Origin of the sequence: Chryseobacterium vrystaatense (assembly GCF_000737765.1) — a bacterium.
Classification (GTDB): Bacteria; Bacteroidota; Bacteroidia; order Flavobacteriales; family Weeksellaceae; genus Chryseobacterium; species Chryseobacterium vrystaatense.
Window position 1 is genome coordinate 1,058,473 of the sequence record NZ_JPRI01000001.1, and the last position, 26,920, is coordinate 1,085,392.

Below are 26,920 nucleotides of genomic sequence, written 5' to 3' on the forward strand. Positions count from 1 at the left end.
CTATTTAAAATAATTCCTAATCAGTCTTAAATAGAAAGGTTCTAAACAAAAAATGAAAGATTTTAAATCCCGCAGGATCAAAATCTTTCATTTTTATATTATGTAAACAGCCTTATGGCTGATCGTCACACTCTGTTAGTGACCAACCTGAACCAACTCCTTAATTGGTGGAGCAAATTTAGTCAGGTCAATACCTTCAACGGCAGCTTTATATTCTTCAATGTTAGGAATTCTTCCGATGATAGCAGAAAGGACAACAACCGGAGTTGAAGCCAATAAAGATTCTCCTTTCTTACGTTCAGAATCTTCTACTACTCTTCCCTGGAAAAGACGGGTAGAAGTTGCCAATACGGTATCTCCCTTAGCCGCTTTCTCCTGGTTACCCATACAAAGGTTGCAGCCGGGACGCTCAAGATACATCATGTTTTTGTATTCAACACGTGCTTCGCCTTTAGGAGCGTTATCATCAAATTCGAATCCGGAATATTTTTCTAAAAATTCCCAGTCTCCTTCTGCTTTTAATTCATCAATGATGTTATAGGTAGGAGCTGCTACTACAAGAGGTGCGTTGAACTCTACTTTCCCCTGTTGCTTTTCAATGTTTCTAAGCATTTGAGAAACTATTTTTAAATCTCCTTTGTGAACCATACAAGATCCTACAAAACCAAGATCTACTTTTTTCTCTCCTCCGTAATAAGAAAGCGTTCTGATGGTATCGTGAGTATATCTTTTAGAAACATCGTCATTGTTTACATCAGGGTCAGCAATCATAGGTTCTACGATGATATCAAGATCGACCACCACTTCAGCATAATATTTAGCATTTGAATCCGGTGTTAAAGCTGGTTTTTCTCCAGATCTGATCTCAGCGATTCTTTTATCCGCTTTATTAATCAATCCTTGAAGAACCTGGTTGTGATTATCCATACCCTTATCGATCATGATCTGGATTCTGCCTTTAGCAATTTCCAATGATTCAATCAAAGTATTATCTTCAGAAATATTGATAGAAGCTTTTGCTTTCATTTCTGCAGTCCAGTCTGTAAATGTAAATGCCTGGTCAGCAGGAAGTGTTCCGATGTGAACCTCTATGATTCTTCCCTGAAATACATTTTCTCCTCCAAACTGTTTAAGCATTTGAGCCTGAGTAGCATGAACAACATCACGGAAATCCATGTGTTCTTTCATATCTCCTTTAAAGGTTACCTTCACAGATTCAGGAATTGGCATGGATGCCTCACCCGTAGCCAATGCTAAAGCAACAGTTCCGGAGTCTGCTCCAAAAGCAACCCCTTTAGACATTCTTGTGTGTGAGTCACCACCGATGATGATCGCCCACTCGTCTATTGTTATATCATTAAGAACTTTGTGAATAACATCCGTCATTGCGTGATATTCACCTTTCGGGTCACGGGCAGTGATCAAACCGAAATCGTTCATAAATTTCATTAATTTAGGAATATTGGCCTGAGCTTTTTTGTCCCATACTGAGGCAGTGTGACATCCAGACTGATAAGCACCGTCAACGATTGGAGAAATCACTGTTGCTGCCATCGATTCCAATTCCTGAGAAGTCATAAGACCTGTTGTATCCTGAGATCCAACAATATTAACTTCTACACGAACATCAGAACCGGCATGTAATACTTTTCCCGGTGTGGAACCAACTGCATTCCTGTTGAAGATTTTCTCTACAGCAGTAAGACCTTGTCCCTCATGAGAAATTTCTTTCGACGGAGCGTAAACTAACGGTGTATCTATTCCCAATAGTTTAGCAGCAAATGTCTGCAGCTTTTTACCAAATACAATGGCATATGATCCCCCAGCTTTTATAAATTCCATTTTCTGAGGAGTGAACGCCTTAGAAATATCAATCAGTTCCTGGTCGCCATTATACAATTTCTTTGTTTTTGTATTGATGGTAAGCACTGTTCCTGTAGCAACTGAATATGCTTGTTCAAGAATTGGCTCTCCAGCTTCGTTGCGAATTGGCTCTCCATTCTCATCAAGTTTTTTTACCCAGTTTTTAAGGTCAAGACCAATACCTCCTGTAACGTCAACTGTTGTAAGGAAGATAGGAGAGATACCGTTTGTACCTCCTACAATCGGAGCAATATTAACGAATGGAATATATGGGCTTGCCTGTTTACCAGTCCATAAAGCCACGTTGTTTACACCTGACATTCTTGATGAACCTACACCCATCGTACCTTTTTCAGCAATAAGCATTACGCTTGCATCAGGATGTTGTGCCTGTAAAGCTTTGATTTCTTCCTGAGCCTGAGGAGTGATCATACATTTACCGTGAAGTTCACGGTCTGATCTGGAGTGAGCCTGGTTACCCGGAGAAAGTAAATCAGTAGAGATATCACCTTCACCAGCGATAAATGTAACCACTTTCACTTCTTCAGCAACTTCAGGAAGTTTAGTGAAGAATTCCGCTTTTGCGTAGCTTTCAATTAATTCTTTTGCGATTTCGTTACCGCTATTGAATGCTTCCTTCAGACGGTTCGTATCTGCGTCATAAAGGAAAACCTGTGTTTTAAGAACATTTGCAGCTTCTTTAGCAATAGAAAGGTCGTTACCCAAAGCAAGATCCAATAATACTTTTATGGAAGGACCTCCCTTCATATGAGACAGTAACTCAAAAGCATAAGCTGGTGAAATTTCTTCTACTACGGATTCACCGAGAATGATCTCTTTTAAAAACTGAGCTTTCACACCCGCTGCACTGGTAGTTCCCGGCAATGTGTTATAAATAAAAAAATTAAGAGAGTCTTTTCTGTTGATGTTCTCTGAATCTTTAATTTGCGAAATGATTTCGCTTAATAATTCAGCCCCATCAATTGGCTTTGGATTAAGCCCCTGGTTTTTTCTTTCTTCAATCTCTTGGATGTAATCCTGATAAATATTCATAATAATAGAAGTCTTTTAAATTTTAAATGTAGATTTAAAGCAGTTGCACTGTTATTTTCTCTTAACAGGGTATGAATTACAATAAGACCATTTAAAGTTGTGGAAACAAAACGACCATAAGTAATAACAACATAATCTACCACCTTTAGAATGTGAGATAATGTTCCGTCTCAAAGTTAAGTATATATGACTTTTAATAGAAGTGTAAGTAGTTTACCTGCGATCTGTCTTGTTGAAAAAACTCTCTTTGGGTAAGATTTGTACACTTTTTTGACAGCATGACTATCAAAAATTATATCTCCAAAACGTTTTTAGATTATCAAACACTTAAAAAGTGTTCCCAAATTTACGGATTTTTAATATTTTTTATACTCGAAATTATTTAGATTCTTTATAAATATGAATTTGATATTTTCTATTTTTGGCCGTAGTTTTGCACGCAAATGGTGAATATGAAAAATATCCTTAATTTTTTATGTGTATTTATTTCGATTTTCGTTTTTTCCCAGACGAAATCTGTGAAGAAGCTACCGGTTAAAAATGCTTCAAAATCTATAATAAAGAAGGTGCCTTCTGAGGATAAACCTAATCCTGATCTGGTGATTGTTCATCAGGAACTTCCTGTCCTGATCCCGAAAAAGGTGAATGGAAAATTTGGATATACCAATCAGAACGGAAAATTTATCATCAAACCTGAATATCATATTGCTGTCTTTTTTTATGAAGACTGTAATTTGCTGAATTCCCCCAATCAGAAAGTAAGAAAATTCGGAACCAATGAATTTGCTACTGTTGAAAAAGATATGATCTCGTACCGTGTTGATAAAACAGGTAAACGGGTGTATCAGTTCAAAGATTCAGATTTAGGAAAATGTAAGTTTGAAGAGTATAAACAACAGCTTTATCAGGCCTATGTTTTAAATGGTTTCTACGGAGTTATTGAAAAGGCTAAATTTGTTAATGCTGCAGACTACAGGGATTATAAAATCTATCCGCAGTATCAGTATTTATATATTATGGAAGGAGATGATACTGCCAATCCAATGATTGTCGTTTCCCATAATGACAGGTTTGGTGTGATCGATGTTAATAACAAAGTGATCATACCATTTGAATATTCCAATATAAAAAGAAATTTCAGCTGGAAACTTGGAAGGATGTTTGAAGTCACAAAAGACGGGCAAAACTACTATTACATTGATGTAAGGAATAAGACATATTAAATGGGGCAGGCTATAGGCAGTAAGCTTTAGTCTTATGCTTTTGTCTGGGTTTTGTGGCAATTCAACGCACCTGACTGCTCCTTTGCCTTCTGAATCAACAGGATAAAAGTCGAAAAACTTCTTAAAGATCAGCCTGGTTTCCAGTTATATTTCCCCGAAAACCAGTATTCAAAAGCCCGAATCTTACAATCAGCTATCCTCATTCCACATCTCGCAATTTTTTTGTAATTTCGCGGCTGAAATAAAGGGGTGCTTTAACAGGCTGAGATTATACCCAATGAACCTGGAACGGATAATGCCGTTTAGGGAATTTTGAAAATGTGTCAACGGAACAGTATACCAATTCTATAGGATAGACTGCTACACCATTAAATTGTTACATTATTTAATCCGCCCCTTTTATTCATTAAATTTTAAAAATTTATAGAATGAAAGGATTATTTTTTTTAGGCCTTACTGTAGGCTCTGTAGCTTTTATCCAGGCTCAAAATAAGGATTCTCTGAAAATCAGGGAAATTGAAGCTGTCAATTTTACCAAAAGACTTCCTGTTGCTAAGGAAATCATCAACGTACAGAAAGACATAGACAGCAGAAATCTAGGACAGGATCTTCCGATTCTCTTAAAAAATCAAACCTCTATTATCTCTACTTCTGATGCCGGAAACGGAGTCGGTTATACAGGATTCAGAATTCGTGGAGTAGCAGGAAAAGGGATCAATGTGATGATGAACGGTGTTCCGTACAATGATTCTGAAAGCCAGGGAACATTCTTCGTCAACGTTCCGGACCTTACAAGTTCCGCATCGCAGATTGTAATTCAAAGAGGGGTAGGGACTTCTAATAACGGAGTATCTGCTTTTGGGGCAAGTATTAATGTGATCTCCAAAGAACCGGATGAAAAGATGTATTTTAAGACCGATGACAGCTACGGTTCATTTAATACTTACAAGTATTCGGTGGAAGCAGGGTCCGGTAAATTCTGGAAAAACAGGCTTTCGGTAATGGGAAGGTATACCCGCATCCACTCGGATGGATATATTGACAGAGCCTCGTCAAAGCTGGATTCGTATAACTTCACTGCGCTATTTGAAGAAGGAAAAACGAGACTTCGTCTGATGGCTTTCGGAGGAAAAGAAAAAACATATCAGGCCTGGAACGGGATAGACCGGCCAACATGGGAGACTAACCCAAAATTCAATTACTCAGGACAATATACGGACCTGTTCACCGGAGAAGAGAAGTTTTATGATAATGAAACGGATAATTACAGACAGAATCATTTTCAGCTTTTGTGGGAACAGAAATTCAATGATAACTGGAGCCTGGAGACAACGCTGCATTATACCAAAGGAAGAGGGTATTATGAAAACTATAAAAGAGTCGATGAAGGAAATGCAAAAGCAGATCATTATTCCAATTATAATTTGCCTGTACCGATTGTCAACGGATCCTCAGTAAACGTAACAGATTTTATCAGAAAAAAATGGTTGGATAATGATTTTTACGGGGCGGTTTCCACATTATATGGGAAGCTGGATAATGTAGATCTTAACTTCGGTGTCGTGGCCAATCAATATTATGGAAGACATTTTGGAAATGTTACGGGTGTTTATTTTCCGCAGATCAATGAATATGAATACTACAGAAACAGATCTGTAAAAACTGAGGTGGCGGGTTTTGCAAAAGCTTTATGGAGAACCGGAGATCACTTTGAATTCTTCGGAGACCTTCAGCTCAGAAATATTGACTATAATACAAAAATAGTAACAGCCGGAGACGGTGAAGGTGGAACTCTAGATAAAAACTGGCTTTTCTTTAACCCAAAAGCGGGTGTAAATTATAAGATCGGAAACGGAAAAGTCTTCCTGTCTTATGCACATGCTCAGAGAGAACCCAACAGGGACGACCTGATGAGTGACAATGAAGTGAAGGCTGAAAAGCTCCATGATTTTGAAGCTGGTATTGAAAAACAGTTTGGAATTTTATCGGTAACGGCTAACCTTTACTATATGTATTATGTCAATCAGTTAGTACTGAATGGACAATTAAATAATGTAGGTGCATTCATCAGAACTAACTCAGGAAAGAGTTACAGGAGAGGTGTTGAGATTGGTGCTTTGGCTAAACTGTCCAAACAATGGGAAGTAACAGGAAATGTGAGTCTGAGCCAAAATAGAAATCTTGATTTTAATATTAAAAATAAAGGTGTTCTACAAAGTCTTGGAGATACCGAAATATCATTTTCTCCGAATATTATTGCCAATCTTGGTCTGAAATTTAATCCTTCCAAGAGTTTCCAGTTTGCTTTAATGAACCAGTATGTTGGAAAACAGTATCTGGATAATACTGGCGATAAAAACCTTCAGCTGAAAGATTATTTCTTAACAGATTTCAATGCCCAGTACCAGTTTACGATAGGCAGCAATGATATTGCATTAAAATTACTGGTCAATAATCTTTTCAATAAAAAGTATGTGAACAATGGAGCCGTTTATGATGGAGACCCGTACTATTTTTCGCAGGCGGGAACTAATTTTATGTTCGGGATCAGCTGGAAAATTCAATAATTGGCAAGATAATTTACCAAACAGGTTTTAATACTTTCAATTTTATACATATTTATCAAAAGACTGCTTCGGCAGTCTTTTTTTATATCTCATAAATCTCTTCAAAAAGTCACGAAAAAATTATAAATTTGCTGCCAAATGAATATTTCAGCTTACATTTTAGAATATCTGAAACAATTTGGAACTGTGACGGTTCCGGGCTTCGGTGTGTTTTCGCTTAAAAACTCCAAAGCAATAATTAATTCTGAGAACGGAAGCATCCTTCCTCCCGCCAGTGAGATCGTTTTTGCAGTGGATTATGAAGTGCAGTCTGATGAGCTCGCTGCCTTTATAGCAACGCAGAAACAGATGTCTTTAGAGGCCTCCAAAAGTGATCTGAAAATCCAGACGGATTTTTGGAAGAAAAAACTTCAGGCAGATCAGGTCCTGGAAATTCAAAACCTCGGGATCATCAATATCGTAGAAGACAGTCCCCTTTTCAAAGGAAAAAGAATAGAGTCTGGGCATCCCGATTTTTATGGACTTGAAGAAATCAGGCTTTCAGATATCAATAACGGAGAAAAGATAAGTACAACAGAAAACAGAGAAAAGGATTATAAATTCAAAAAGTCTATTCTTTGGATTTTCCTGCTTGCTGTTCCTGTTTCAGGAATTGTTTATCTGGCATTTACCCAACAGGAACTTCTTTTTGGAAAAAAATCTTTTGATAAAGTTTCTGTACAGACTTCTACACACAGAATTGCAAAAGATACCATAAAAATGATGGTTCATTCTCCGGAAGCAGCAGTTTCAGATTCCCTGAAAAAAGATTCATTATCAAAACCAGCCGGAAAAGGCGTAAAGCCGGCTCAGGCAGTTCAAAACAACACTAAGACTCAATGGCAAAAGTAAAAAAAGCGTCAGAATCCCTGACCATCATGACCAATATTGTTCTTCCGAACGAAACCAACTCTTTAAGAAACCTTTTCGGAGGTGAGCTCCTTGCAAAAATGGACCGTTGTGCTTCCATATCTGCTGCAAGGCACTGTGAAAGAAGGGTGGTAACAGCATCTGTAAATCACGTTTCTTTCAATCATCCTATTCCTGAAGGTGGAGTAGTGGTCCTGGAATCTAAAGTATCCAGAGCTTTCTCTACTTCAATGGAAGTATATGTAGATGTATGGTTGGACGACCCTATCAATCAGAAAAAGATCCACACCAATGAAGGGATTTATACTTTTGTTGCGGTGGATGAATTCAACCGTCCTATTCCAATTCCTGATATGATCCCGGAAACCGAAGAAGAAATACTGAGACATGCTGCTGCAATCAGAAGAAAAGAACTTTCTCTTATCCTATCAGGAAGAATGAAACCTCTGGACTCTGTGGAACTTAAGAAATTATTTCAGGAACCGGAGGATGTAAAAGAATCAAAGAAAGATAAAAAATAAATTCACTTCTTAGATTGACTTGTCTTTGCCAGGTTTCAAGCGCTTTACGATCTTAGAAATAGCTATATGTAAGTCAGTCTTTGAATATTATACATTAAAATAAATCACGGTTTATTCATCATATTCGCGTTGAAAAAATGAAGATTCTCCTTTTAGATAAAAACCATCCCCTCATTACAGAACAGCTTTTGGCTAAAAACTTTGTTCTGGAAGAGGATTTCACGTCTTCCTACGATGAGGTTTGCCGTAAAATTGAAAATTACGACGGGATTATTATACGAAGCAGAATTCCTTTAGATAAAAATTTCCTTGAAAAAGGTACAAACCTAAAGTTTATCGCCAGAGTAGGAGCAGGAATGGAAAATATTGATATTCCGGTAGCCGAAAATCTGGGAATACAACTGATTAATTCCCCGGAAGGAAACAGAGATTCTGTGGCTGAACACGTTGTCGGAATGCTTTTGATTCTTATGAACCGACTTTTTATTGCTTCTCAGGAAGTGAAAAAAGGGATTTGGAAACGGGAAGAAAACAGAGGTGATGAGCTGCTCGGGAAAACTGTTGGATTGATAGGATATGGTAATATGGGCAAAGCTACAGCGAAAAGATTTTCCGGATTTGGCTGTAAAGTTATATTTTATGATATATTACCAGGACTTTCTGATGAATATGCTTCACAGGTACCTTTAGAAGAATTAAAGAACTCTGCGGATATCTTAAGTCTGCATATCCCGCTGACTGCGGAAACCCTTTATATGGTGGATGAAAAATTCATTTCAGAAATGAAGAATAACTTCTATTTCGTCAATACAGCAAGAGGCAAGAATGTAGAAACGAAATATTTAGTTGATGCTTTGAAATCCGGAAAAGTAAAAGGAGCGTGTCTTGATGTTCTCGAGTACGAAAAATCTTCTTTTGAAAATATTGAAACAGAAAACGAGGATCTCCAATATCTTCTGGAATCTGAAAAAACAATTGTAACACCTCACATAGCCGGCTGGACGCATCAGAGTAAGGAAAAGCTGGCGCAGGTTATTGTTGATAAAATTGTGAAGAGGTTTGCAAGGTAATTAATAATCCTTGCTGAAGTTACTGATTTGTCTTAGAATATAGTTACAAATCAACTTTTTGAAGTAACCTTTCCAAATGAGTTTCAGTAAACGATGTTTTTATTTTCAAATTATAAAAAAGCACAGATCTTACGATCTGTGCTTTGCCATTTATTGCCGGAAGCTGGTATTTACATAGCAAAAGGCAATTTTTCACTTATTGTTTATTTTTTTATAAGTTTGTGTATACTCTCTGATCCGTTGGCTGTTGCAATCTTAATAAAATAGGTTCCAGTAGGAATTTGTTGTAGGTTTAATTGATTTGTTTCACCAACTTTGATTAATAATGCTTTTCCTGAAGCATCTAAAACTTGTACCGATTTAGTTATGTATTCTGATTTTATGAAGATCATTTCTGAGGCAGGATTTGGGTACAGTAGTAATTTTGTTTTGCCTGATTTTATTTCTTCAACGAGTAACAAAGGTTCCGGGCAGTTTGGAGAAAAACTGTCTCCAGCAAATGTCCAGCCTTTATTGTTAATTAGTTGATTTCGAAATATTTGACCGCCATTTCCATAAGTCCTTCCAAATGCTCCGACGAGTCGGCCAAGTGGAGAATTAGGGTTTTCAGCCCAGCCTTTTAATGTTGCCCCATAATTTCCACAATCTAAACCACTATAGCCAAAAATTTCTGTCAAATTAACTATTGGAGAAAGTGTCCAATTGCCTAAATTCTTATTAAAATTACTGTTAGACCAAAACATGTGAGACATGTTGGTAACATTAGAAACGTCCCAAGAGGAAATGTCTTGGTTAAAACTTGGATAAGAAAACATCTGAGACATATTTGTGACATTTGAAGTATTCCAGTTGTTTAATGGTTGGTTAAACATCTGAGATGCTTCGAACATCAGTGACATATTCTGAACATTTGAAACGTTCCAATTATTAATATTCTGGTTGAATGCCTTCGCACGATTAAACATTGAACTCATGTTGGTCACATTTGAAACATTCCAATTGCCAATATCCTGATTGAATGAGTCAGCATAAAAAAACATCTGGCTCATATCTGTAACATTTGATGTATTCCAATTACCAATTGGCTTATTAAAAGCCTTGGCATTGAAGAATAAATTACTCATATTGGTCACATTGCCAACATTCCAACTGTTAATATTGTTTACAATTGATAAGTTTGTGCAACCTGAAAAAAACGAGCTTAGGTTAGTAACTGCTGAAAAATCGGGAATATCAGTTGCTGTAATTTGAATATTCGCATATCCAGAAAACATTCCTGATAAATTAGTATTCCAGGTAATTTGCCCCCATTGTGTTAGTTCGACAACTTTATCTACATCAGTTCCAGAACTAAGTTTAAAGGTGCCAGTAGGCGTAATTGAAATATTATACGTTCCTATTGAGGGAACGTTTATTTCTGTTAAACCCGTGTTTCCTATCCCATTACCTGTAATAGTAGAATTGTTGGTCTTTACATATGAGTAGTTGTAAACACCTTGAGTATTTAATTTTATTTTTAGGTTGTTGGCATCACTCACCAAAAATTTCAATATAAGTGGAGTCTGTGCCCTCAGAGTAGTAATGACTAAAAGGAAGAAAGAGAAAAAGTAAATTTTTTTCAACATTTTTTTTATTTTTTTATTGATGGCAAAAATACATATTTCCCACAAATAAGACATTAATACAAAAATTAAAAATGCAAAAAATCTCCTAAATTCCGTGTAATTTAACTTTTGGGTATGTCGTGTATTGATTTAAAATTTCTATTTCTAAAAATCTGTTCTTAGTAAATTTTTACAATTTAAAAGTAAGTACTTGATCTAAATTATAAAAGTTTCTCAACATTGTGAAGATTTGTATAATGTGATTTTATATTATTCAAAAAAGCATTTAGTAATGTTAAATAATTCATAATGTACGCTCCATACTAAGAATTTATTTTTGAGTTTTATTAAATTGCCGCTCATTTTTGATACTCATGACGACGCGTAACTTTATACTTATTTTAACAGTTTTTTTATCCCTTATTTCCTGTAAAAAAAACTCCGAATCCAAACAGGCTTCAGCTGAAAATACTACCAATCTTCCGAACTACGGAAATGTAGATTTGAACAATGTATTTACCAAAGCCGAAAGCCAGCTGGGTGATAAAGGATTGCTGACAGGATATATCGATCAGTACTATAAAAAAATCTGGGAAGGCGGAGACCTGAGTGGTGGTATCCTTGTGGCCAAAGGAGACGAAATTCTGTACGAAAATTACAGAGGCTTCGGAAGAGAAGGGGATCAGATGCCCATTGATAAAAATACACCACTGCATGTAGCATCAGTTTCAAAAACACTTACAGCAATGGCGATGTTGAAACTTGTGGAAGCAGGTAAAATAAAACTTTCGGACCATCTTACTCAGTATTTTCCTGGATTTCCTTATCCAAACGTAACCGTACAGACTTTACTGGACCAGAGAAGCGGTCTTCCAAAATATGAATACTTTATTGCCAAAATACAGCCGGTTCCAGCCGAACTGTCAAAGCCATTCATTACCAATCAGGATGTTCTGAATATGATCATCAAATATAAACCTGATCTTGCAAGAGATACTGATACGGGGTTTATGTACTGTAATACTAATTTTGCAATGCTCGCTTTATTGATCGAGAAGATTACAAAAACACCTTTTCCACAGGCGATGAAAGAAATGGTATTTCAGCCTCTGAAAATGGAACATACTTATATTTTCCAGGAAAAAGATATACCTACGGCGGCACAGTCCTTTTATTACGGTGGGAAAAAGCTGTATCCTCTGGACAGGCTTGATCTTATTTATGGTGACAAAAATGTATACACGACACCGAGAGATCTTTATAATTTTTCAAAAGCCATGTTTTCAAAAGACTTCTTAAAACCAGATTTGATGCAGATGGTTTTCACGCCCTACAGTAACGAAAAAGCAGGAATGAATAATTATGGTCTGGGCTTCAGAATGAAGCTTTTCGACAACGGTGAGAAACTTACGTATCATAACGGCTGGTGGCATGGAACAAATTCCGTCTTTGCTCATCTTCTGAAATCAAAAGTAACGATTGTAGCCATTGGAAACAGATACTCCACTAAAGTATATACGGCCCTTGCTTTGTCTGGATTATTTGAAGACTTTCCTGTTCAGAAAGATAAACTGCACAGTGTAATGAATGACAATAAAGATACTTTGAATGCCGGACATGAAGTTTTTGGAGAATAATGTTTAATTTTGCTTAAACATATATGAAAAGACTTCTTCTATTATTCGTTATCTGTTTTCTTGTACACTCGTGTGCGAGAGTTGGATCTCCCGTGGGAGGACCAAAAGATACTCTGGCTCCAAAGTTTCTAAGCTCAAATATTGATACCACGAGAGTCAATGTAAAAAGAGATATTCATGAGCTGAGGCTAGACTTCGACGAATATATAACCTTGAAGGATATTAATAAGAATCTGATCATTTCTCCGCCTATTAAAAATATCAAGAGGATCCTTCCTTCCAATATTGCCAATAAATATGTGATGATCCAATGGACAGATACCCTTCAGGCCAATACAACCTATAACTTCAATTTCGGAAATTCAATCGCGGATAATAATGAAGCTAATATCCTCCGTTACTTCAATTTTGCATTTTCGACAGGGGAGAAACTGGATGATCTGTATATAAGTGGTGATATAAAAGATGCGGTAGCTATTAAAAAGAAAGACGGTGAAAATAAACTGGTTGTAGGACTCTATCAGGTAAAAGACACAATTAATTACAAACAGAAACCTTACTATATTACAAAAGTTGATGAAGACGGGTATTATGAACTTAATTATCTTACTCCGGGAAAATATAAAATCATTGCTTTTGATGATGATAATGGGAATTCTGTTTATGATCCCGGAAAGGAAAAAATTGGGTTTCAGAAAGAGCCCATAGATTTCTCAAAATCTATTTCAGGACTGAATTTGAAAGTTTACCCTTCTAAAAAACCTTTGAAGTATATTGAAATGAAAGAAAGCCCGGGAGGGATTACAATGACCTTTGAAGGAAATCCTGAAAACGTAAAAGTTGCCTCTATAAATGATAAACTTCAGGATATAAAAGTCACTCACCGTCCGAAATCAGATACAGTAAAAATATGGTTTGATCCTGTAAAAAGTGATGTAGGACAGACTGTAACGGAAAACCTTAAATTCAGCTATGATATCGGGAGCAAGCAGGATACCGTATCCGTATTTTATAAATATAATAAGAAGAACGCAATGGATCTTGAGAATGATAACGGAGGTCCCGGTCTGGCGCCGAATTCTGATTTCAAATTAAAATCCAATTACCTTATTGATAAAATAAGTCCGGAAAAATGGGTGTTGAAAAGCGATAGTTTGACAACTCAGGAGTTTACTGCAAAAATCTCTGATACAAACCCATACCAGATTCTTATCCATTCCGATTTTGTAGCAGGAAAAAAATATCAGCTTACGGTTCCTAAAGAAACAGCGTCTTCTTTCTATACAAAAAATGTACAGTCAAAACGTTTCGATTTTGAAGCGGAAAAAGTAGAACAATTCGGGAGCCTTGCATTTACTCTTCAAAATGTTCCGGAAGCCAATTACTGGATCCAGCTTTTGGATGGTTCGGATAAAGTGGTCTATTCTCGGTATACTAAGGGAAATGCTGTGAAATTTGATATCCTTAAGCCTAGTGAGTATATTGTAAGGATATTGGTGGATAACAACGGAAATAAATTCTGGGACGAAGCTGATTTTGAAACAGAAACCTTTGCAGAAGATTCTTATGTCTTCTACAAAAAAGCTATTGTGAGGCCGTTATGGGAAACCAAGGAGGATTGGGATCTGAAAGATACCCGAACGCTGGATAATCCTAAAGGAAATCTCCCTAAACCGGAAGTTCCTGCCCAGGAACCTCCGAAAGAGGTCCTTCAGAAAGACGTTACAAAAGAATTGAAGTCGGAATCCGGAAAAGCTGTATTGACGCCGGTAAAATAGAATTATGAAAACGGCAAAAAAAGTATTGTTTTGGACATTGGTGGTTTTTGCACTGATCCAGTTTATCCCTGTGGATAAAGTCAATAAACCCATTGACAGAAAAGTCAACTTTGTTGAAGTAAAGAATACTCCGGAAAAGATCAGAGGGCTGATTAAAGGAGCTTGCTATGACTGTCACTCCAATGAGACTGTTTATCCGAAATACGCTTATTTTGCCCCTATTTCCTGGTCTGTAAAAAGTCATATCAATGAAGGACGGGAGCATCTCAATTTTTCAGTTTGGAATACGTACAGTAAGGAACTGAAAGAAAGTATGCTGAACAAGGCTGTTCAGACGATTCAAAGCAAAGCTATGCCCATGCCCGGCTATATTGTGTACCATAAAGAAGCGAACCTTTCAGAAGCAGAAAGAACACTCCTTGTACAATACTTCGAAGAAATGCTGAAATCAAAATCTTACTAGCTGAGAACCTATAAAAAAAGTCCCGTAGAATGTACAGAACCGGCAAAAATGATGTTTAATCATATTGTGGAATCTGTACATTCTACGGGATATTCTTTATTATTAGATATTCTTCAGGTATTCCTCAAAAAATTTTTTCTGAGAGTCAAAAGCAATATCATCAAGATTCAATGCCTTCAAAGGAATCCAGATAGCCTCTGATATTTCAGAAAGTTCAAGACTTACCTCAAACTTTTCCTGAACATGGTACTCATAAAACAGATCAATGGTGTTGTAATCTATTTCTTTGTATTGATAGATGTTTGGAAGGCTCGTAAGATACCTTAAATTTGAAATGTCTACGTTAAGCTGAAGTTCTTCAAAAAGCTCTCTTTTACATGTTTCCTCTGCGCTTTCTTTCGGATCGACAAAACCTCCTGCCAGATCCAGTTTCCCTTTTTTGGGATCACGGTTTCTTCTGGTAAGATAAATTTCGTCACCACATCGGATAACAACAGCTACTGCGCCGGCAACATTATTATAGAGCCTGAAACTACATTCCGGACAGCTCCATTTTTTTTCACCGTCCCAGTGAAGGGTTTCTTTACCGCAGTTTGGGCAATATTTCAATAATTTCATCTGTATACAATTGTTTTTTCAGAGGTCAGATGGAACTTCGTTTCATTGAGCAATATTGATATTTCTCGGATGGTAATTCAATATAACATCCCGAAGTTCTTCTGTCTTCAGATGGGTGTAGATCTCCGTTGTAGTAATACTGGAATGGCCCAGCATTTCCTGAATATACCGAAGGTCTGCTCCATTCTGTAACAGGTGCGTTGCAAAAGAATGTCTGAACGTATGTGGAGATATTTTTTTACTTACGCCTGCTTTGTCTGTAAGTTCCTTAATGATCAGAAATACAATCACTCTGGACATAGATGTTCCGCGGCTGTTAAGAAACAGCGTATCCTCATATTTTTTATTGATCTTATTAACCGAACGTACTTCCTTGATGTAAGTTTCCAAAAGTTCTGCAGTATAGTCAGCCAGTGGAACGAAGCGTGTTTTGTTTCCTTTTCCGTTTACTTTGATATACTGCTCTTTGAAATTAATGTTCGAAATTTTCAGATCAATAAGTTCTGAGACGCGTAATCCGCATCCGTACAGAACTTCAATGATACAATGATTTCTCTTTCCGAGGTCAGAATTAGTCTCAATAGCTGCGATGATCTTGTTGATGTCAGGCAGGCTTAAGGTGTCAGGAAGATATAATCCCAATTTTGGGCCTTCCAGCAATGTTGCAGGATTGTCTTCTCTGAACTCGTCCTCAAGCAGAAACTTGAAGAAAGCTTTTATAGAAGAAATCCATCTTGCCTGAGATCTTTCGCTGAATTTTTGTTTGGAAAGATTGAAGATATATTCCTGTAAATTTTCGTAATCGATAGTGTCTGGACCGACGTTTGCCAGATCTTCTTTCGCATAGTCTTTTAATTTTTTGATGTCTCGAATATAGGCGTCGAGAGTGTTTTCTGAAAAATTTCTTTCGAAGCGAAGAAATATTTCAAAATCTTTGATCTTTTCATCCCAAGTCATTTGTGCTTATTTTTTTAGTTCACAGTCCGATATTTGTTCTATTTCAATGTTATGGTTTCGCAGAAACGATATCCCGTGGTCATCCGAATATTCATTAATATACACAAGTCTTGTAATTCCTGCCTGCAGAATCAGTTTGCTGCATTCTTTGCATGGCGAAAGCGTTAAATACAACGTTGCGCCTTTTGCAGACTGAGTGGAAGCGGCCAGCTTTAATATAGCATTGGCTTCCGCATGAAGTACATACCAGTGTGTTTTCCCTTCTTCATCTTCACAGCAGTTTTCGAATCCCGAAGGAGTTCCATTGTAACCATCTGAAATAATCATCCTATCTTTTACGATAAGAGCTCCTACCTGTTTTCTCTTACAGTAGGATAGTTTTGCCCACTCCTGGGCCATTTTTAGATAAGCTTTATCAAACTTATTCATACCGCAGCATTAGTTTTTTCGAAATAATTTGGATTAAAAGTCTTTTAGAAGTTAGGCTTTCTTTTCTCTAGAAAAGCGGTAACTCCTTCTTTCTTGTCTTTCATGTCAAAAAGTTCCCCGAAATACTTGATTTCAGTTTCAAAACCTTGAGCTGTATCAGACAAGTTAACGGCCTGAATGGCCTTTGCTATAGCCATCGGTGAGTTGTGGGCTATAGTGTTTGCTAATTCTTTTGTTTTGGTTAATAATTCTGCAATAGGGTATACTTCATTCACCAATCCGATTTCCTTTGCTTTTTGGGCAGGAATCATCTTGGCAGAGAAGATCATTTCGTTGGCAATACCTTTTCCTACAAGTTTAGGAAGTCTTTGGGTTCCTCCGTAACCTGGAATTAATCCCAGTGTAACTTCAGGAAGCCCCAGTCTTGCATTCTCTGATGCATATCTGATGTGGCATGCCATGGCAAGCTCTAAACCTCCTCCTAATGCAAAACCGTTAACGGCTGCAATAACAGGTTTAGACGAATTTTCGATTTTGTTGAACAGGTTATTTTGCCCGTTTCTGGCCAGTTCTTCGGCTTTTTCCTGTCCAAAATCACTAAATTCTTTTATATCTGCTCCAGCTACAAATGATTTTTCTCCGCTTCCTGTAAGAATGATCACCCTACAGGCAGTGTCAGCGTTAATTTCATCTATTGCCGCGCCAATCTCTTGAATAGTTTTTGCATTTAAAGCATTTAAGCTTTGCGGTCTGTTTATTGTAATGACGGTTAATTGGTCTTCTTTTTCTAATAATATATTTTCGTAACTCATTTTTCCACTTTAAAATATTATTTTCTGCAAATTATAAATTTTTTACAAAAAAAAGGAAAAAATATTGGTTTTTTTTCCTTTTAATTGATTTATCTTTCAAAATACTATTTCAAATGATTCATCATATTCGCATCTATATTGATGTTTAACTGAGATGCCACTTTCATGCCAAGTTCAATATTGGTCCTGAAAAAGTGACATAACTGGCGGTTGATGATCTCCTCCCTTTTAGGTCCTGTAATTCCTTTCATGCTTCCTATGATGTTGTTGATTAGATGTTCCCTGTCTTCAGCATTCATGGATTTTGTATACAGTAATCCGGGCTGGGTATAATGGTCATCATCATTTTCGTTCCTGTTGTAATTGGCAACATGGGCGCTGTCCAACTCATACTCATAGTTCTTATACGCAGGGTCTGGTTTGATATCATCAAAACTGTTCGGGTAGTAGTTCGGTTTGTCCTGATACTCGCTGGAATCTGCCATAAACCCGTCTCTCTGATAGTTATTAACGGCAAAAGGACATCGGTTTACCTCAAGCAGGTGAGCATTCACACCCACTCTGTACCGGTGTGCATCAGGATAAGAGAACAGTCTTCCCTGGAGCATTTTGTCCGGAGAAAAACTTATTCCGTTAACCAGGTTGCTTGGTGAGAATGTGGACTGCTCTACGTGTGCAAAATAATTAACCGGAACTTCATTGAGCTCCATTTCTCCTACTTCGATCATCGGGAAGTCGTCATGAAACCATACTTTAGTAACATCAAAAGGATTCCATCGGAAATCTTTAGCCTGTTCTTCGGTCATTACCTGGATGAACATCGTCCATTTTGGGAAATCTCCGTTTTCAATAGCGTTGCAAAGATCTTCCTGTGCAAAGTCAGGATTTTCCCCAGCCATTTGTACAGCTTCTGCATCGGTGAAATTTTTAATTCCCTGTTTTGTTTTAAAATGAAACTTTACCCATACTCTTTCATTCTGATCATTGATCATAGCAAAAGTATGAGATCCGAATCCGTGCATATGTCTGTAACCATGTGGAGTTCCTCTGTCGGACATTAGGATAAGGACCTGATGAAGAGATTCAGGATTATGACTCCAGAAATCCCACATCATTGTGGCGCTTTTTAAATTGGTTTTCGGAACCCTTTTTTGGGTATGAATAAAATCCGGGAATTTTTTGGCATCCTTAATGAAAAATACAGGAGTATTATTTCCTACCAGATCCCAGTTTCCGTCTTCCGTATAAAATTTTAAAGCAAAACCACGCGGATCTCTTGCGGTATCTGCACTTCCTTTTTCTCCTCCTACGGTAGAGAATCTGGCAAACATTCTGCATGAGTTTCCAACTTTTGAAAACAATTTTGCCTTGGTATACTTGCTGATATCGTGGGTTACTGTAAATGTTCCATAAGCACCGCTTCCTTTAGCGTGTACAATTCTTTCAGGAATTCTTTCCCTAACAAAGTGCGCGAGGTTTTCCTGAAGAATGAAATCCTGAAGAAGGACGGGGCCTCTTGGTCCTACGGTTTGTGAGTCCTGATGCTCAAAATAAGGAGCGCCGCTACCGAGCGTTAATTTTTTAGAATCCATATCGTTATGATTAGTATAAGTGATTTCCCTTGTAAACGTCTTAAGCAGACGTATTAAATATCAAATTTACTTGAATTTTTGATTACTAATAGCAAAAACATTTTATCTTTGTAATAGATAATATTAATCAGATGAACATTCAGCAACTTGAGTATCTTATCGCTGTTGATAAGTACAAACATTTTGGTAAAGCAGCTCAGGCATGCTTTATTACGCAGCCCACGTTAAGTGCGATGATACAAAAATTTGAAGATGAACTGGATGTGAAGGTGTTCGACAGAACTACGCACCCTATCCGTACCACAGATGTAGGGCTTCAGATCATTGATCAGGCAAAGGTAATTATAGAATCTGTCAATGAACTGAAAAATAAAGCCAACCTTTTGAATAATATTTTGGGAGGAACAATCAATTTAGGAATTATTCCTACGGTTTCCTCTTTCATTTTACCAACAGAGATCTTTAAGTTTTTGGAAGAAAATCCAAAAATTCAGATGAATGTAAAGGAAATGACCACAGACAATATTATCAAGGCTTTAAAAGCTGGTGAGCTTGATGCCGGTATCATTTCTACACCATACGATACTGCTGATGAATTTTATCAGGACTTCTTATTCAATGAAGAGCTTATGATTTATAGTTCTAATACAGAGGCTAATAAGAAGAATTCCTATATTATCCCGGAAGAACTGAACGTTGAGAAAGTGTGGCTGTTGGAGGAAGGAAACTGTCTGAGAAATCAATTCGAAAATATCTGCCATCTGAAAGAAAATACATTGAAGCCTAAAAATTTAGATTTCCTGGCATCAAATATCCAAACGTTGGTGCATATGGTAGACAAAGTAGGAGGGATCAGTATTCTGCCTGAGCTGGCATTAAGTCAGCTTTCAGATGATCAGAAAGAGAATGTCTTCAGATTTAAAAAACCATTCCCTTACAGAGAAATCAAAATCATTTATTATAAGCCAACTTTTAAGCAGAAAATTATTGACGAATTATCTCACTCTATCAAAAGTTCTTTAGAGCTAAAGCTTAATTACCACATCAACCCGAAGGAGTTTGTGAGTATCAAGCCGCAATGAACTAAGAAGTCTGCGAAGTGATATAAATCATTAATTTTAAGAAAATTATAATTAACAAGCAAAATTCTTTAGTATTAAAAAAATAGTACTTAAATTTGCAGACGTTTCTAAACGAGGAAAAATTTGACCTGATTGCAACCTCTCTAAAAATATGCTAAAACAGTATTCTTTTTTCTGGGCAATTATTCTTATTTTTCTTCACTTATTTTAATCTAAAAAACATAGAATAATATGTCTTATCTATTTACATCTGAATCAGTTTCAGAAGGACATCCGGATAAAATCGCCGATCAAATTTCCGATGCATTAATCGATCATTTTTTAGCATATGATAAAAACTCTAAGGTAGCGTGTGAAACACTTGTAACCACCGGACAGGTTGTGCTTGCCGGGGAAGTGAAGTCCGATGCCTATCTTGATGTGCAGACTATTGCAAGAGATGTTATCAACGGAATAGGCTATACTAAAGGAGAATATATGTTTAACGGTGATTCGTGTGGAGTAATCTCAGCGATTCATGAGCAGTCTCCGGATATCAATCAGGGGGTAGACAGAGCCGTAAACGATGAGTCTTTCGAAGCTAAAGCAAACGCACAGGGAGCTGGTGACCAGGGAATGATGTTTGGTTATGCAACGAACGAGACCGCTAATTATATGCCTCTTGCTTTGGACCTTGCCCACACTATTCTTAAAGAACTTTCTGTATTGAGAAGAGACGGAAGTGAAATTGCTTATTTACGTCCTGATGCAAAAAGCCAGGTTACTATTGAATATTCTGACGATCATAAACCTGTAAGAATTGACTCTATTGTAGTGTCTACTCAGCATGATGATTTCGGAACTGAAGAAGTAATGCTGAATAAGATCCGTGAAGACATTAAGAGTATTCTGGTGCCAAGAGTAATCGCTCAGCAGACTGAAGAAATCAAGGCGTTGTTTAACGACCAGATCAAATATCATATTAACCCAACAGGTAAGTTTGTAATCGGAGGTCCTCATGGAGACACTGGTCTTACAGGAAGAAAGATTATTGTTGATACTTACGGAGGAAAAGGAGCTCACGGTGGTGGTGCTTTTTCAGGAAAAGACCCTTCAAAAGTAGACAGAAGTGCTGCTTATGCTACGAGACACATTGCGAAAAACTTGGTAGCTGCAGGAGTTGCAGATGAAGTTTTGGTACAGGTTTCTTATGCGATTGGTGTTGCTGAACCTTGTGGTTTATACATTAATACTTATGGAACTGCGAAAGTAGATCTTCACGATGGTGAAATTGCTAAGAAGGTTTCTGCGATTTTCGATTTAAGACCTTATGCCATCGAGCAGAACTTAAAATTAAGAAATCCTATCTATCTGGAAACGGCTTCTTACGGACATATGGGGAAAGAACATTACACAGCTGACAAAACATTCAATAAAGGTCAGAAAAATGAAATTACCCTTACAGGACTTGAATTCTTTACCTGGGAAAAACTTGACAAAGTAGACGAAATTAAAGCCGCTTTCGGTATTTAATTTGTCTTTAGAATAATAAATAGACTGCTTTATCTCTGGTAAGGCAGTTTTTTTTAATTTTACACCTTAAATAATTTAGAGATGATGAATTTTAGAACAGCAGTTAGCGTACTTTTTATATTTTTCCTGAGCATCGTAGCCAAAGCACAGTACACCATGCATAAGATGGTAAGCGTGGGGTATACCTATCAGAACCAAAGCTTTGGAGAAGTGGGAGGGAAGCTGCTTTTCATAAAGAATGATGATGTAATATACAGATTAGGTGGATCTGCCTTGATGGGTTCTGCAGATTCTAAATTTGCAATCATGCCGAAACTGCAGGCTGATGTACTTCTTAATTTTCAGAAAAATGTAGACTTCTATCATTCCTACTATCTTTTAGTCGGGGCAGAAGGAACGAATAAATATATCGCTCCCAAAATAGGAGTTACTCTTTTCGGGCTTTTAGATCTTGCCGGGGGCTATGCATTCCCTATTGGAGATGCCAGATTGAACGGAAAAGAGCTGAAAGGTTTAAATATTAATTTAACATTAAATATTCCAACTGTCTTTATTCATGATATGTTTAAATGATTTTTATTAAATTTTCCTGTAAAAATTTAATAATAGGTTAACAGTTATTAAAAAATTATTATATTTACACCATATAATAATTGTACCGCCTATTGATTTTACTTTACTCCAAAAAACTGTTTTGTATTTACAGCTAGGGCCAGATAAACTATCTGGAGAATTGCTGGTCTGCAAATTTTTTATTATTGAGAAGAGTTATGAAATCAAAAACGGACAGCCTACTAATTTCCCTTTACCAGAAAGGAGACGAAGAAGCCCTATCAGCCCTTATTCATCGTCATCAGAGAGAACTGTTTACATTCATTTTTTACAAAATTAATGATGAAGACCTGGCCAATGATGTTTTTCAGGATACATTCATGAAAATCATTCTGATGCTGAAAGAAGGACGGTATAACGAAGAAGGCAAATTTATTCTTTGGGCGAAAAGAATCGCACACAATCTTATTATCGATCATTTCAGACTGAAAGCGAAAAATGTTAAAGTTTCAGAAACTACTTTTGAAACAGACGAGTATTCTATTTTTGATCTGATTAGAGAACCATCTGAAAATATTGAAGATCAGCTTGTCACTCTTCAGATCCAGGAAGATCTGCTTCGAATGTTACAGTTTCTGCCACAGAATCAGCAGGAAGTCATTAAATTGAGGTTTTTTGACGGATTAAGCTTCAAAGAAATTGCGGATCATACGAATATGAGTATCAATACCACCTTGGGAAGAGTACGCTATGCACTCATTAACCTGAGAAAAATCATGGACGAAAATAATATTGTATTGACACGTTAGGATAATAATTTTGAAAAATTCACGTTTAAAGGAAAACATACTTTCGCCTATGAAAAAAAATGATTCCTTAAAAGTGAAAACTTTGAAACCTAAGAAACAAACAATTGATTTTCTACTGAATTATTCAAAAAGTCTTGAAGTGGTACAAACCAAAAGCAAGAATTTCCCGATTTCCAAAAATTAAATTGAGTAATTTTGTGCTGTATGAAAATTCAGCACATTTTTTTTGACCTGGACAATACGCTCTGGGATCACCGTAAGAACGCTTATCTTACCATTAAAGACCTCTTTGAAAAGCAAGAAATCACTTTACATTATAATATTGACTTTGAAAGCTTCCACACAATCTATCATGATATTAATGAGAGCCTTTGGGAGAAGATCAGAGATGGTATTATCGATAAAGAATATCTCAGAAAGCATCGTTTTTATGATACCTTCAAACATTTTGGTGTGGATGATGAAGAGCTTTCCCAATACTTCGAGGAGCATTTTCTGGATAGAATCCTCAATCACAACGAACTGGTAGAAGGAGCAGAATACATTTTGGAATACTTAAAATCCAAACATTATACACTGCATATAATTTCCAACGGCTTCCAGGAAGTGACGGAAAGGAAATGTATCCTGTCCGGTATTGATAAGTATTTTAAAACCATCACCAGTGCCGATTCTGTAGGGGTTAGAAAACCCAATCCTAAGATTTTTGAATATTCGCTGGGACTTGCAGAAGCCCGTAAAGAGGAAAGTATTCTGATCGGGGACGACTGGATCGCGGATGTTGTAGGCTCCCAAAACTATGGAATCGATGTAATCTTTTTTGATGTTTATAAGGAAAATAAGCAGGAAGAAGGACTGAAATCCATTACCCATCTTCTACAGATCAAAGAATACCTTTAGAATAGACTGTTTCTCTACCTGCAGTCAACTGAATTTTTGAACCATTAAAAGCTTAGTGGTTCAAAAATTTTTCATTCTCCATTCCCCACTTTTCATTTTTCCTAATTCTTTCCTAAATTGATTCTGAACTTTGCTCCATAATAAAGACAGAAAAAATTTAACATTATGAAAAATTTTAGAAAAATCACCGGAGCGCTTGTTTTAATTTTCTTATTCGCAGGCGGATTTATTTTTGCACAGGATAAAGCAATCAATGCAAATCAATTACCTAAAACAGCTAAAAATTTCCTTGCTGCCAATTTTAAAGGAATTGCTGTAGGATCAGCTATTGAAGACAGAGAAATTTACGGAGTTGATGAATATCAGGTATACCTGGCCAACGGAATGAAAGTAGAATTTGACAGCAGTGGAAACTGGAAAGAAGTAGATGGAAAACATCAGAAGCTGCCTTATGGATTTATTCCTGTATCGATCAGAAATTATGCTGCTAAAAATTTCCCCAACACCTATATTATTAAGATAGAAAAAGAAAGATGGTCTTATAAAGCTGAACTTTCTAATGGGTTGGATCTTGAGTTTGATAAAAAAGGAAATTTTAAAAAAATTGATGATTAATTGAAATTAAACATATGAACACCTTAAAACTTAATATTATGGTTAATTGGAATATAATCAAGAGCAGCGAAGAACAGGTTTCTTCTCAAAGTATAAGAAAGACCATTGTTTCTTTTTTGACAAGGCACTACCCATGCAGTGTGGCAGATTCTATCGAAAAGAAGTACAATGCTTATAAAATCCATCTGATGGGCGGTTTGTGCCTTACTTTTGATGCCTGTGGGCGTCCGGTAAAGACGAATTAGAAAAGGAAGGTGGACGCTGGAAGTTAAAGAACTTGGGTAGTGGATGCAGCATATTCATTGGCCATAAACAATTTCCAGCTTCCTTCTTCCGGCCTTAGGTCAGGTTATAATTTCATATATTTGATAAGCCCTAATACTGCAGAATGAAGATATTAATTGTAGAAGATGAACCGGAACTTAAAGACACTGTACAGACTTTTCTGGAAGCAGAACATTTTATTGTAGAATATGCTCTTACTTACAGTGCCGGCCTGGAAAAGATTATCTCATATGAATACGACTGTATTTTACTCGATATTATGCTGCCGGATGGAAATGGGATAGAATTACTCAGGGAGATCAAGAAACTGCATAAAAAAGATCCTGTGATCATTTTATCTGCCAAAGATTCTGTAGACGATAAAGTAGCAGGGCTTGAGATAGGGGCTGATGATTATCTGGCGAAACCGTTCCACCTTGCAGAGCTGATGGCGAGAATCAGATCGGTTATCAGAAGAAAAAATCAGGACGGCGAGAATATGATCACCTACAAGAATATCGTCATTGATCCGGAAAACAGAATTGCTAAAGTGGGGAATGAAGAACTGGTCCTTAACCGCAAGGAGTATGATCTTCTGTACTATTTTGTGATCCATCCTGAAAAGACGCTGCAGAAGACAACTTTAGCTGAAGCGATCTGGGGAGATTATATAGATCAGGCGGACAGTCTGGACTTTATCTATTCTCAGATAAAAAATCTACGTAAAAAATTAAAAGACCTGAAAGCTGAAGCTGATTTTCAGGCTGTTTATGGCATTGGTTATAAATTTATTTAATGAAAGTTTCTCTAAAATATTATACCATAAAATACCTGATCACTATTTTATTACTGATCATTGCGGTATGGGCTGCGTTGTTTTATGCCTATATTCTAGATGAAGTATATGATAATGTAGACGACGGCTTAAAAAACAGGAAAATACAAATTATTAAGGCGGTTTATCTTGACGAAAATTTGTTGCGAAATAATGAGTTTGGCTTTAATGAGTTTAAGATAAATCCTATCTCCACATCAGAATATAAAGATAAAAACAGTCTGTATAATAAAATGTATTATATGGAATATGATGACGAAGAACAGCCTTATCGAGTCCTTAAAACTGATTTTATAGACCAGTTCGGGAAGCATCAGCAGCTCACCATCAGAACATCTACAGTAGAAGAGGATGAGTTGGTATATGACCTTACAACAGCATTAATTGTTTTATACCTTTTGTTGGTCATAAGTATCATTGCAGTTAATGGATTTCTGCTTCATAAAGCCATGCGCCCGTTTTATTTAATTTTAGATAAGCTTAAAAAATATCAGTTTGGGGTTTCGTCTTTTAGTGAACCTCAAAATTATTCTATAAAAGAATTTGAAGAATTAAATATTGAAATTAATGAAATGATCGAGCGTAACGAACTTGTTTTTCATCAGCAGAAACAGTTTATAGAAAACGCCTCCCATGAACTTCAGACGCCGCTGGCGATTATGATCAATAAAATTGATCTGATGATACAGAATGAAAATCTGGATAAGAAAAATCTGACTTTAATTTCAGAATTAAAAAGCGATCTGCGAAGAATGACAGGGCTAAATAAATCTCTGCTGATGCTTTCAAAAATAGAGAACAGCCAGTTCACTAAAACCTCTAAAGTTGATTTTAATGAGTTGATTGCAGAGCTGGTCAATAATTATGAAGATTTTATAGAGTTTAAAAAAGTTCAGGTCAAAGTAATTGAAAAAGGCTTCTTTGGGGCGGATTTTAATACTGATCTGGCAGGTATTCTTCTTTCCAATTTATTGAAAAATGCCGTTAAATATAACACTCACGGAGGAACTGTGGATGTCATCATAGAAAACGACAGACTTATATTCCGTAATAGCGGCAGTGATATTCCCCTGGACAGGCAGCAGATCTTCACCCGATTTTATAAGAAGGGCTCGGATCACAGTTCTACCGGCTTGGGGCTTTCTATCATTAAGACTATAATAAAACAATATCCCGGATGGGATATTGCTTATGAGTTCGAAGATGGAATGCATTGCTTTATTCTTTCAAAAAACAACGCTTTACTATAGTAATG

The 26,920-nt window shown here is 36.7% G+C and carries 24 protein-coding genes; 17 read left to right on the forward strand and 7 right to left on the reverse strand.

Going from position 1 to position 26,920, the window contains the following annotated elements:
• Positions 1–135 precede the first annotated feature (135 nt).
• Positions 136–2,916: a bifunctional aconitate hydratase 2/2-methylisocitrate dehydratase gene (locus IW16_RS04895; protein ID WP_034740246.1), complete on the reverse strand. Its 2,781-nt coding sequence runs from the start codon at positions 2,914–2,916 to the stop codon at positions 136–138.
• A 452-nt stretch (positions 2,917–3,368) separates the two neighbouring features.
• On the opposite strand from IW16_RS04895, the gene IW16_RS04900 reads away from it, so the two are divergent.
• The 5 genes from IW16_RS04900 to IW16_RS04920 all read left to right on the forward strand — a co-directional run bounded on the left by IW16_RS04900 (position 3,369) and on the right by IW16_RS04920 (position 9,206).
• On the forward strand, positions 3,369–4,139 hold the full coding sequence (locus tag IW16_RS04900; RefSeq protein WP_034740248.1) for a WG repeat-containing protein: 771 nt from the start codon (positions 3,369–3,371) through the stop codon (positions 4,137–4,139).
• Positions 4,140–4,567: 428 nt separating this feature from the next.
• On the forward strand, positions 4,568–6,706 hold the full coding sequence (locus IW16_RS04905; RefSeq protein WP_034740250.1) for a TonB-dependent receptor: 2,139 nt from the start codon (positions 4,568–4,570) through the stop codon (positions 6,704–6,706).
• 138 nt (positions 6,707–6,844) lie between these two features.
• Complete coding sequence (locus IW16_RS04910) at positions 6,845–7,597, forward strand: HU domain-containing protein (protein ID WP_034740252.1); 753 nt, start codon at positions 6,845–6,847, stop codon at positions 7,595–7,597.
• Entirely contained in the window at positions 7,585–8,136 is a 552-nt protein-coding gene (locus tag IW16_RS04915) for an acyl-CoA thioesterase (RefSeq protein WP_034740253.1), read from the forward strand. Before IW16_RS04910 ends, IW16_RS04915 begins: the two co-directional genes overlap by 13 nt.
• A 137-nt stretch (positions 8,137–8,273) precedes the next feature.
• Positions 8,274–9,206 carry a 2-hydroxyacid dehydrogenase gene (locus IW16_RS04920; protein ID WP_034740255.1) on the forward strand — a complete coding sequence of 311 codons (933 nt, stop codon included), beginning with the start codon at positions 8,274–8,276 and terminating at the stop codon, positions 9,204–9,206.
• A gap of 203 nt (positions 9,207–9,409) precedes the next feature.
• On the opposite strand, the gene IW16_RS04925 is transcribed toward IW16_RS04920, so the two are convergent.
• Positions 9,410–10,831, reverse strand: coding sequence for a BspA family leucine-rich repeat surface protein (locus IW16_RS04925; RefSeq protein WP_165571955.1), 1,422 nt, complete (start codon positions 10,829–10,831; stop codon positions 9,410–9,412).
• A gap of 353 nt (positions 10,832–11,184) precedes the next feature.
• Between IW16_RS04925 and IW16_RS04930 the strand changes: the two genes are divergently transcribed.
• From IW16_RS04930 to IW16_RS04940, 3 genes are read left to right on the forward strand one after another with little or no spacing between them, the layout of a single operon-like run.
• Positions 11,185–12,447, forward strand: a complete 1,263-nt coding sequence (locus IW16_RS04930; protein ID WP_051889920.1) for a serine hydrolase domain-containing protein — start codon at positions 11,185–11,187, stop codon at positions 12,445–12,447.
• Between the two features lie 23 nt (positions 12,448–12,470).
• Positions 12,471–14,225, forward strand: a complete 1,755-nt coding sequence (locus tag IW16_RS04935) for an Ig-like domain-containing protein (RefSeq protein ID WP_034740256.1) — start codon at positions 12,471–12,473, stop codon at positions 14,223–14,225.
• Positions 14,226–14,229: 4 nt separating this feature from the next.
• Positions 14,230–14,688, forward strand: a complete 459-nt coding sequence (locus IW16_RS04940) for a heme-binding domain-containing protein (protein ID WP_034740258.1) — start codon at positions 14,230–14,232, stop codon at positions 14,686–14,688.
• 102 nt (positions 14,689–14,790) lie between these two features.
• Here the strand turns inward: IW16_RS04940 and IW16_RS04945 are convergent, their stop codons facing one another.
• From IW16_RS04945 to IW16_RS04965, 5 genes are all read right to left on the reverse strand, one after another.
• Complete coding sequence (locus tag IW16_RS04945; RefSeq protein WP_034740267.1) at positions 14,791–15,306, reverse strand: NUDIX hydrolase; 516 nt, start codon at positions 15,304–15,306, stop codon at positions 14,791–14,793.
• Positions 15,307–15,348: 42 nt separating this feature from the next.
• Positions 15,349–16,263, reverse strand: coding sequence for a site-specific tyrosine recombinase XerD (gene xerD / locus IW16_RS04950; protein WP_034740269.1), 915 nt, complete (start codon positions 16,261–16,263; stop codon positions 15,349–15,351).
• 6 nt (positions 16,264–16,269) lie between these two features.
• Positions 16,270–16,692: a deoxycytidylate deaminase gene (locus tag IW16_RS04955; RefSeq protein ID WP_034740271.1), complete on the reverse strand. Its 423-nt coding sequence runs from the start codon at positions 16,690–16,692 to the stop codon at positions 16,270–16,272.
• A gap of 44 nt (positions 16,693–16,736) precedes the next feature.
• The gene (locus tag IW16_RS04960; protein WP_034740272.1) at positions 16,737–17,504 is read right to left on the reverse strand and encodes an enoyl-CoA hydratase/isomerase family protein; all 768 of its coding nucleotides are present in this window, start codon (positions 17,502–17,504) and stop codon (positions 16,737–16,739) included.
• Between the two features lie 104 nt (positions 17,505–17,608).
• Positions 17,609–19,096 carry a catalase gene (locus IW16_RS04965; protein ID WP_034740274.1) on the reverse strand — a complete coding sequence of 496 codons (1,488 nt, stop codon included), beginning with the start codon at positions 19,094–19,096 and terminating at the stop codon, positions 17,609–17,611.
• 131 nt (positions 19,097–19,227) lie between these two features.
• Between IW16_RS04965 and IW16_RS04970 the strand changes: the two genes are divergently transcribed.
• The 9 genes from IW16_RS04970 (at position 19,228) to IW16_RS05010 (ending at position 26,915) form a co-directional block, all read left to right on the forward strand.
• The gene (locus IW16_RS04970; protein WP_034740276.1) at positions 19,228–20,178 is read left to right on the forward strand and encodes a LysR substrate-binding domain-containing protein; all 951 of its coding nucleotides are present in this window, start codon (positions 19,228–19,230) and stop codon (positions 20,176–20,178) included.
• Positions 20,179–20,409: 231 nt separating this feature from the next.
• A complete protein-coding gene (metK, locus tag IW16_RS04975) occupies positions 20,410–21,690 on the forward strand; it encodes a methionine adenosyltransferase (protein ID WP_034740277.1) in 1,281 nt (426 codons plus the stop codon).
• An 81-nt stretch (positions 21,691–21,771) separates the two neighbouring features.
• Positions 21,772–22,263 (forward strand): hypothetical protein, encoded by a 492-nt coding sequence (locus IW16_RS04980; RefSeq protein ID WP_034740279.1) that lies wholly within the window; start codon positions 21,772–21,774, stop codon positions 22,261–22,263.
• A gap of 197 nt (positions 22,264–22,460) precedes the next feature.
• Entirely contained in the window at positions 22,461–23,051 is a 591-nt protein-coding gene (locus IW16_RS04985) for an RNA polymerase sigma factor (RefSeq protein WP_034726967.1), read from the forward strand.
• Positions 23,052–23,255: 204 nt separating this feature from the next.
• Positions 23,256–23,951: a YjjG family noncanonical pyrimidine nucleotidase gene (locus IW16_RS04990; protein ID WP_034740280.1), complete on the forward strand. Its 696-nt coding sequence runs from the start codon at positions 23,256–23,258 to the stop codon at positions 23,949–23,951.
• A 165-nt stretch (positions 23,952–24,116) separates the two neighbouring features.
• Positions 24,117–24,566: a PepSY-like domain-containing protein gene (locus tag IW16_RS04995; protein WP_034740282.1), complete on the forward strand. Its 450-nt coding sequence runs from the start codon at positions 24,117–24,119 to the stop codon at positions 24,564–24,566.
• Between the two features lie 14 nt (positions 24,567–24,580).
• The gene (locus IW16_RS05000; RefSeq protein WP_034740284.1) at positions 24,581–24,811 is read left to right on the forward strand and encodes a hypothetical protein; all 231 of its coding nucleotides are present in this window, start codon (positions 24,581–24,583) and stop codon (positions 24,809–24,811) included.
• Between the two features lie 143 nt (positions 24,812–24,954).
• A complete protein-coding gene (locus IW16_RS05005; protein WP_034740285.1) occupies positions 24,955–25,626 on the forward strand; it encodes a response regulator transcription factor in 672 nt (223 codons plus the stop codon).
• Entirely contained in the window at positions 25,626–26,915 is a 1,290-nt protein-coding gene (locus IW16_RS05010) for a sensor histidine kinase (protein WP_034740287.1), read from the forward strand. Before IW16_RS05005 ends, IW16_RS05010 begins: the two co-directional genes overlap by 1 nt.
• The last annotated feature ends 5 nt before the right edge of the window (positions 26,916–26,920 follow it).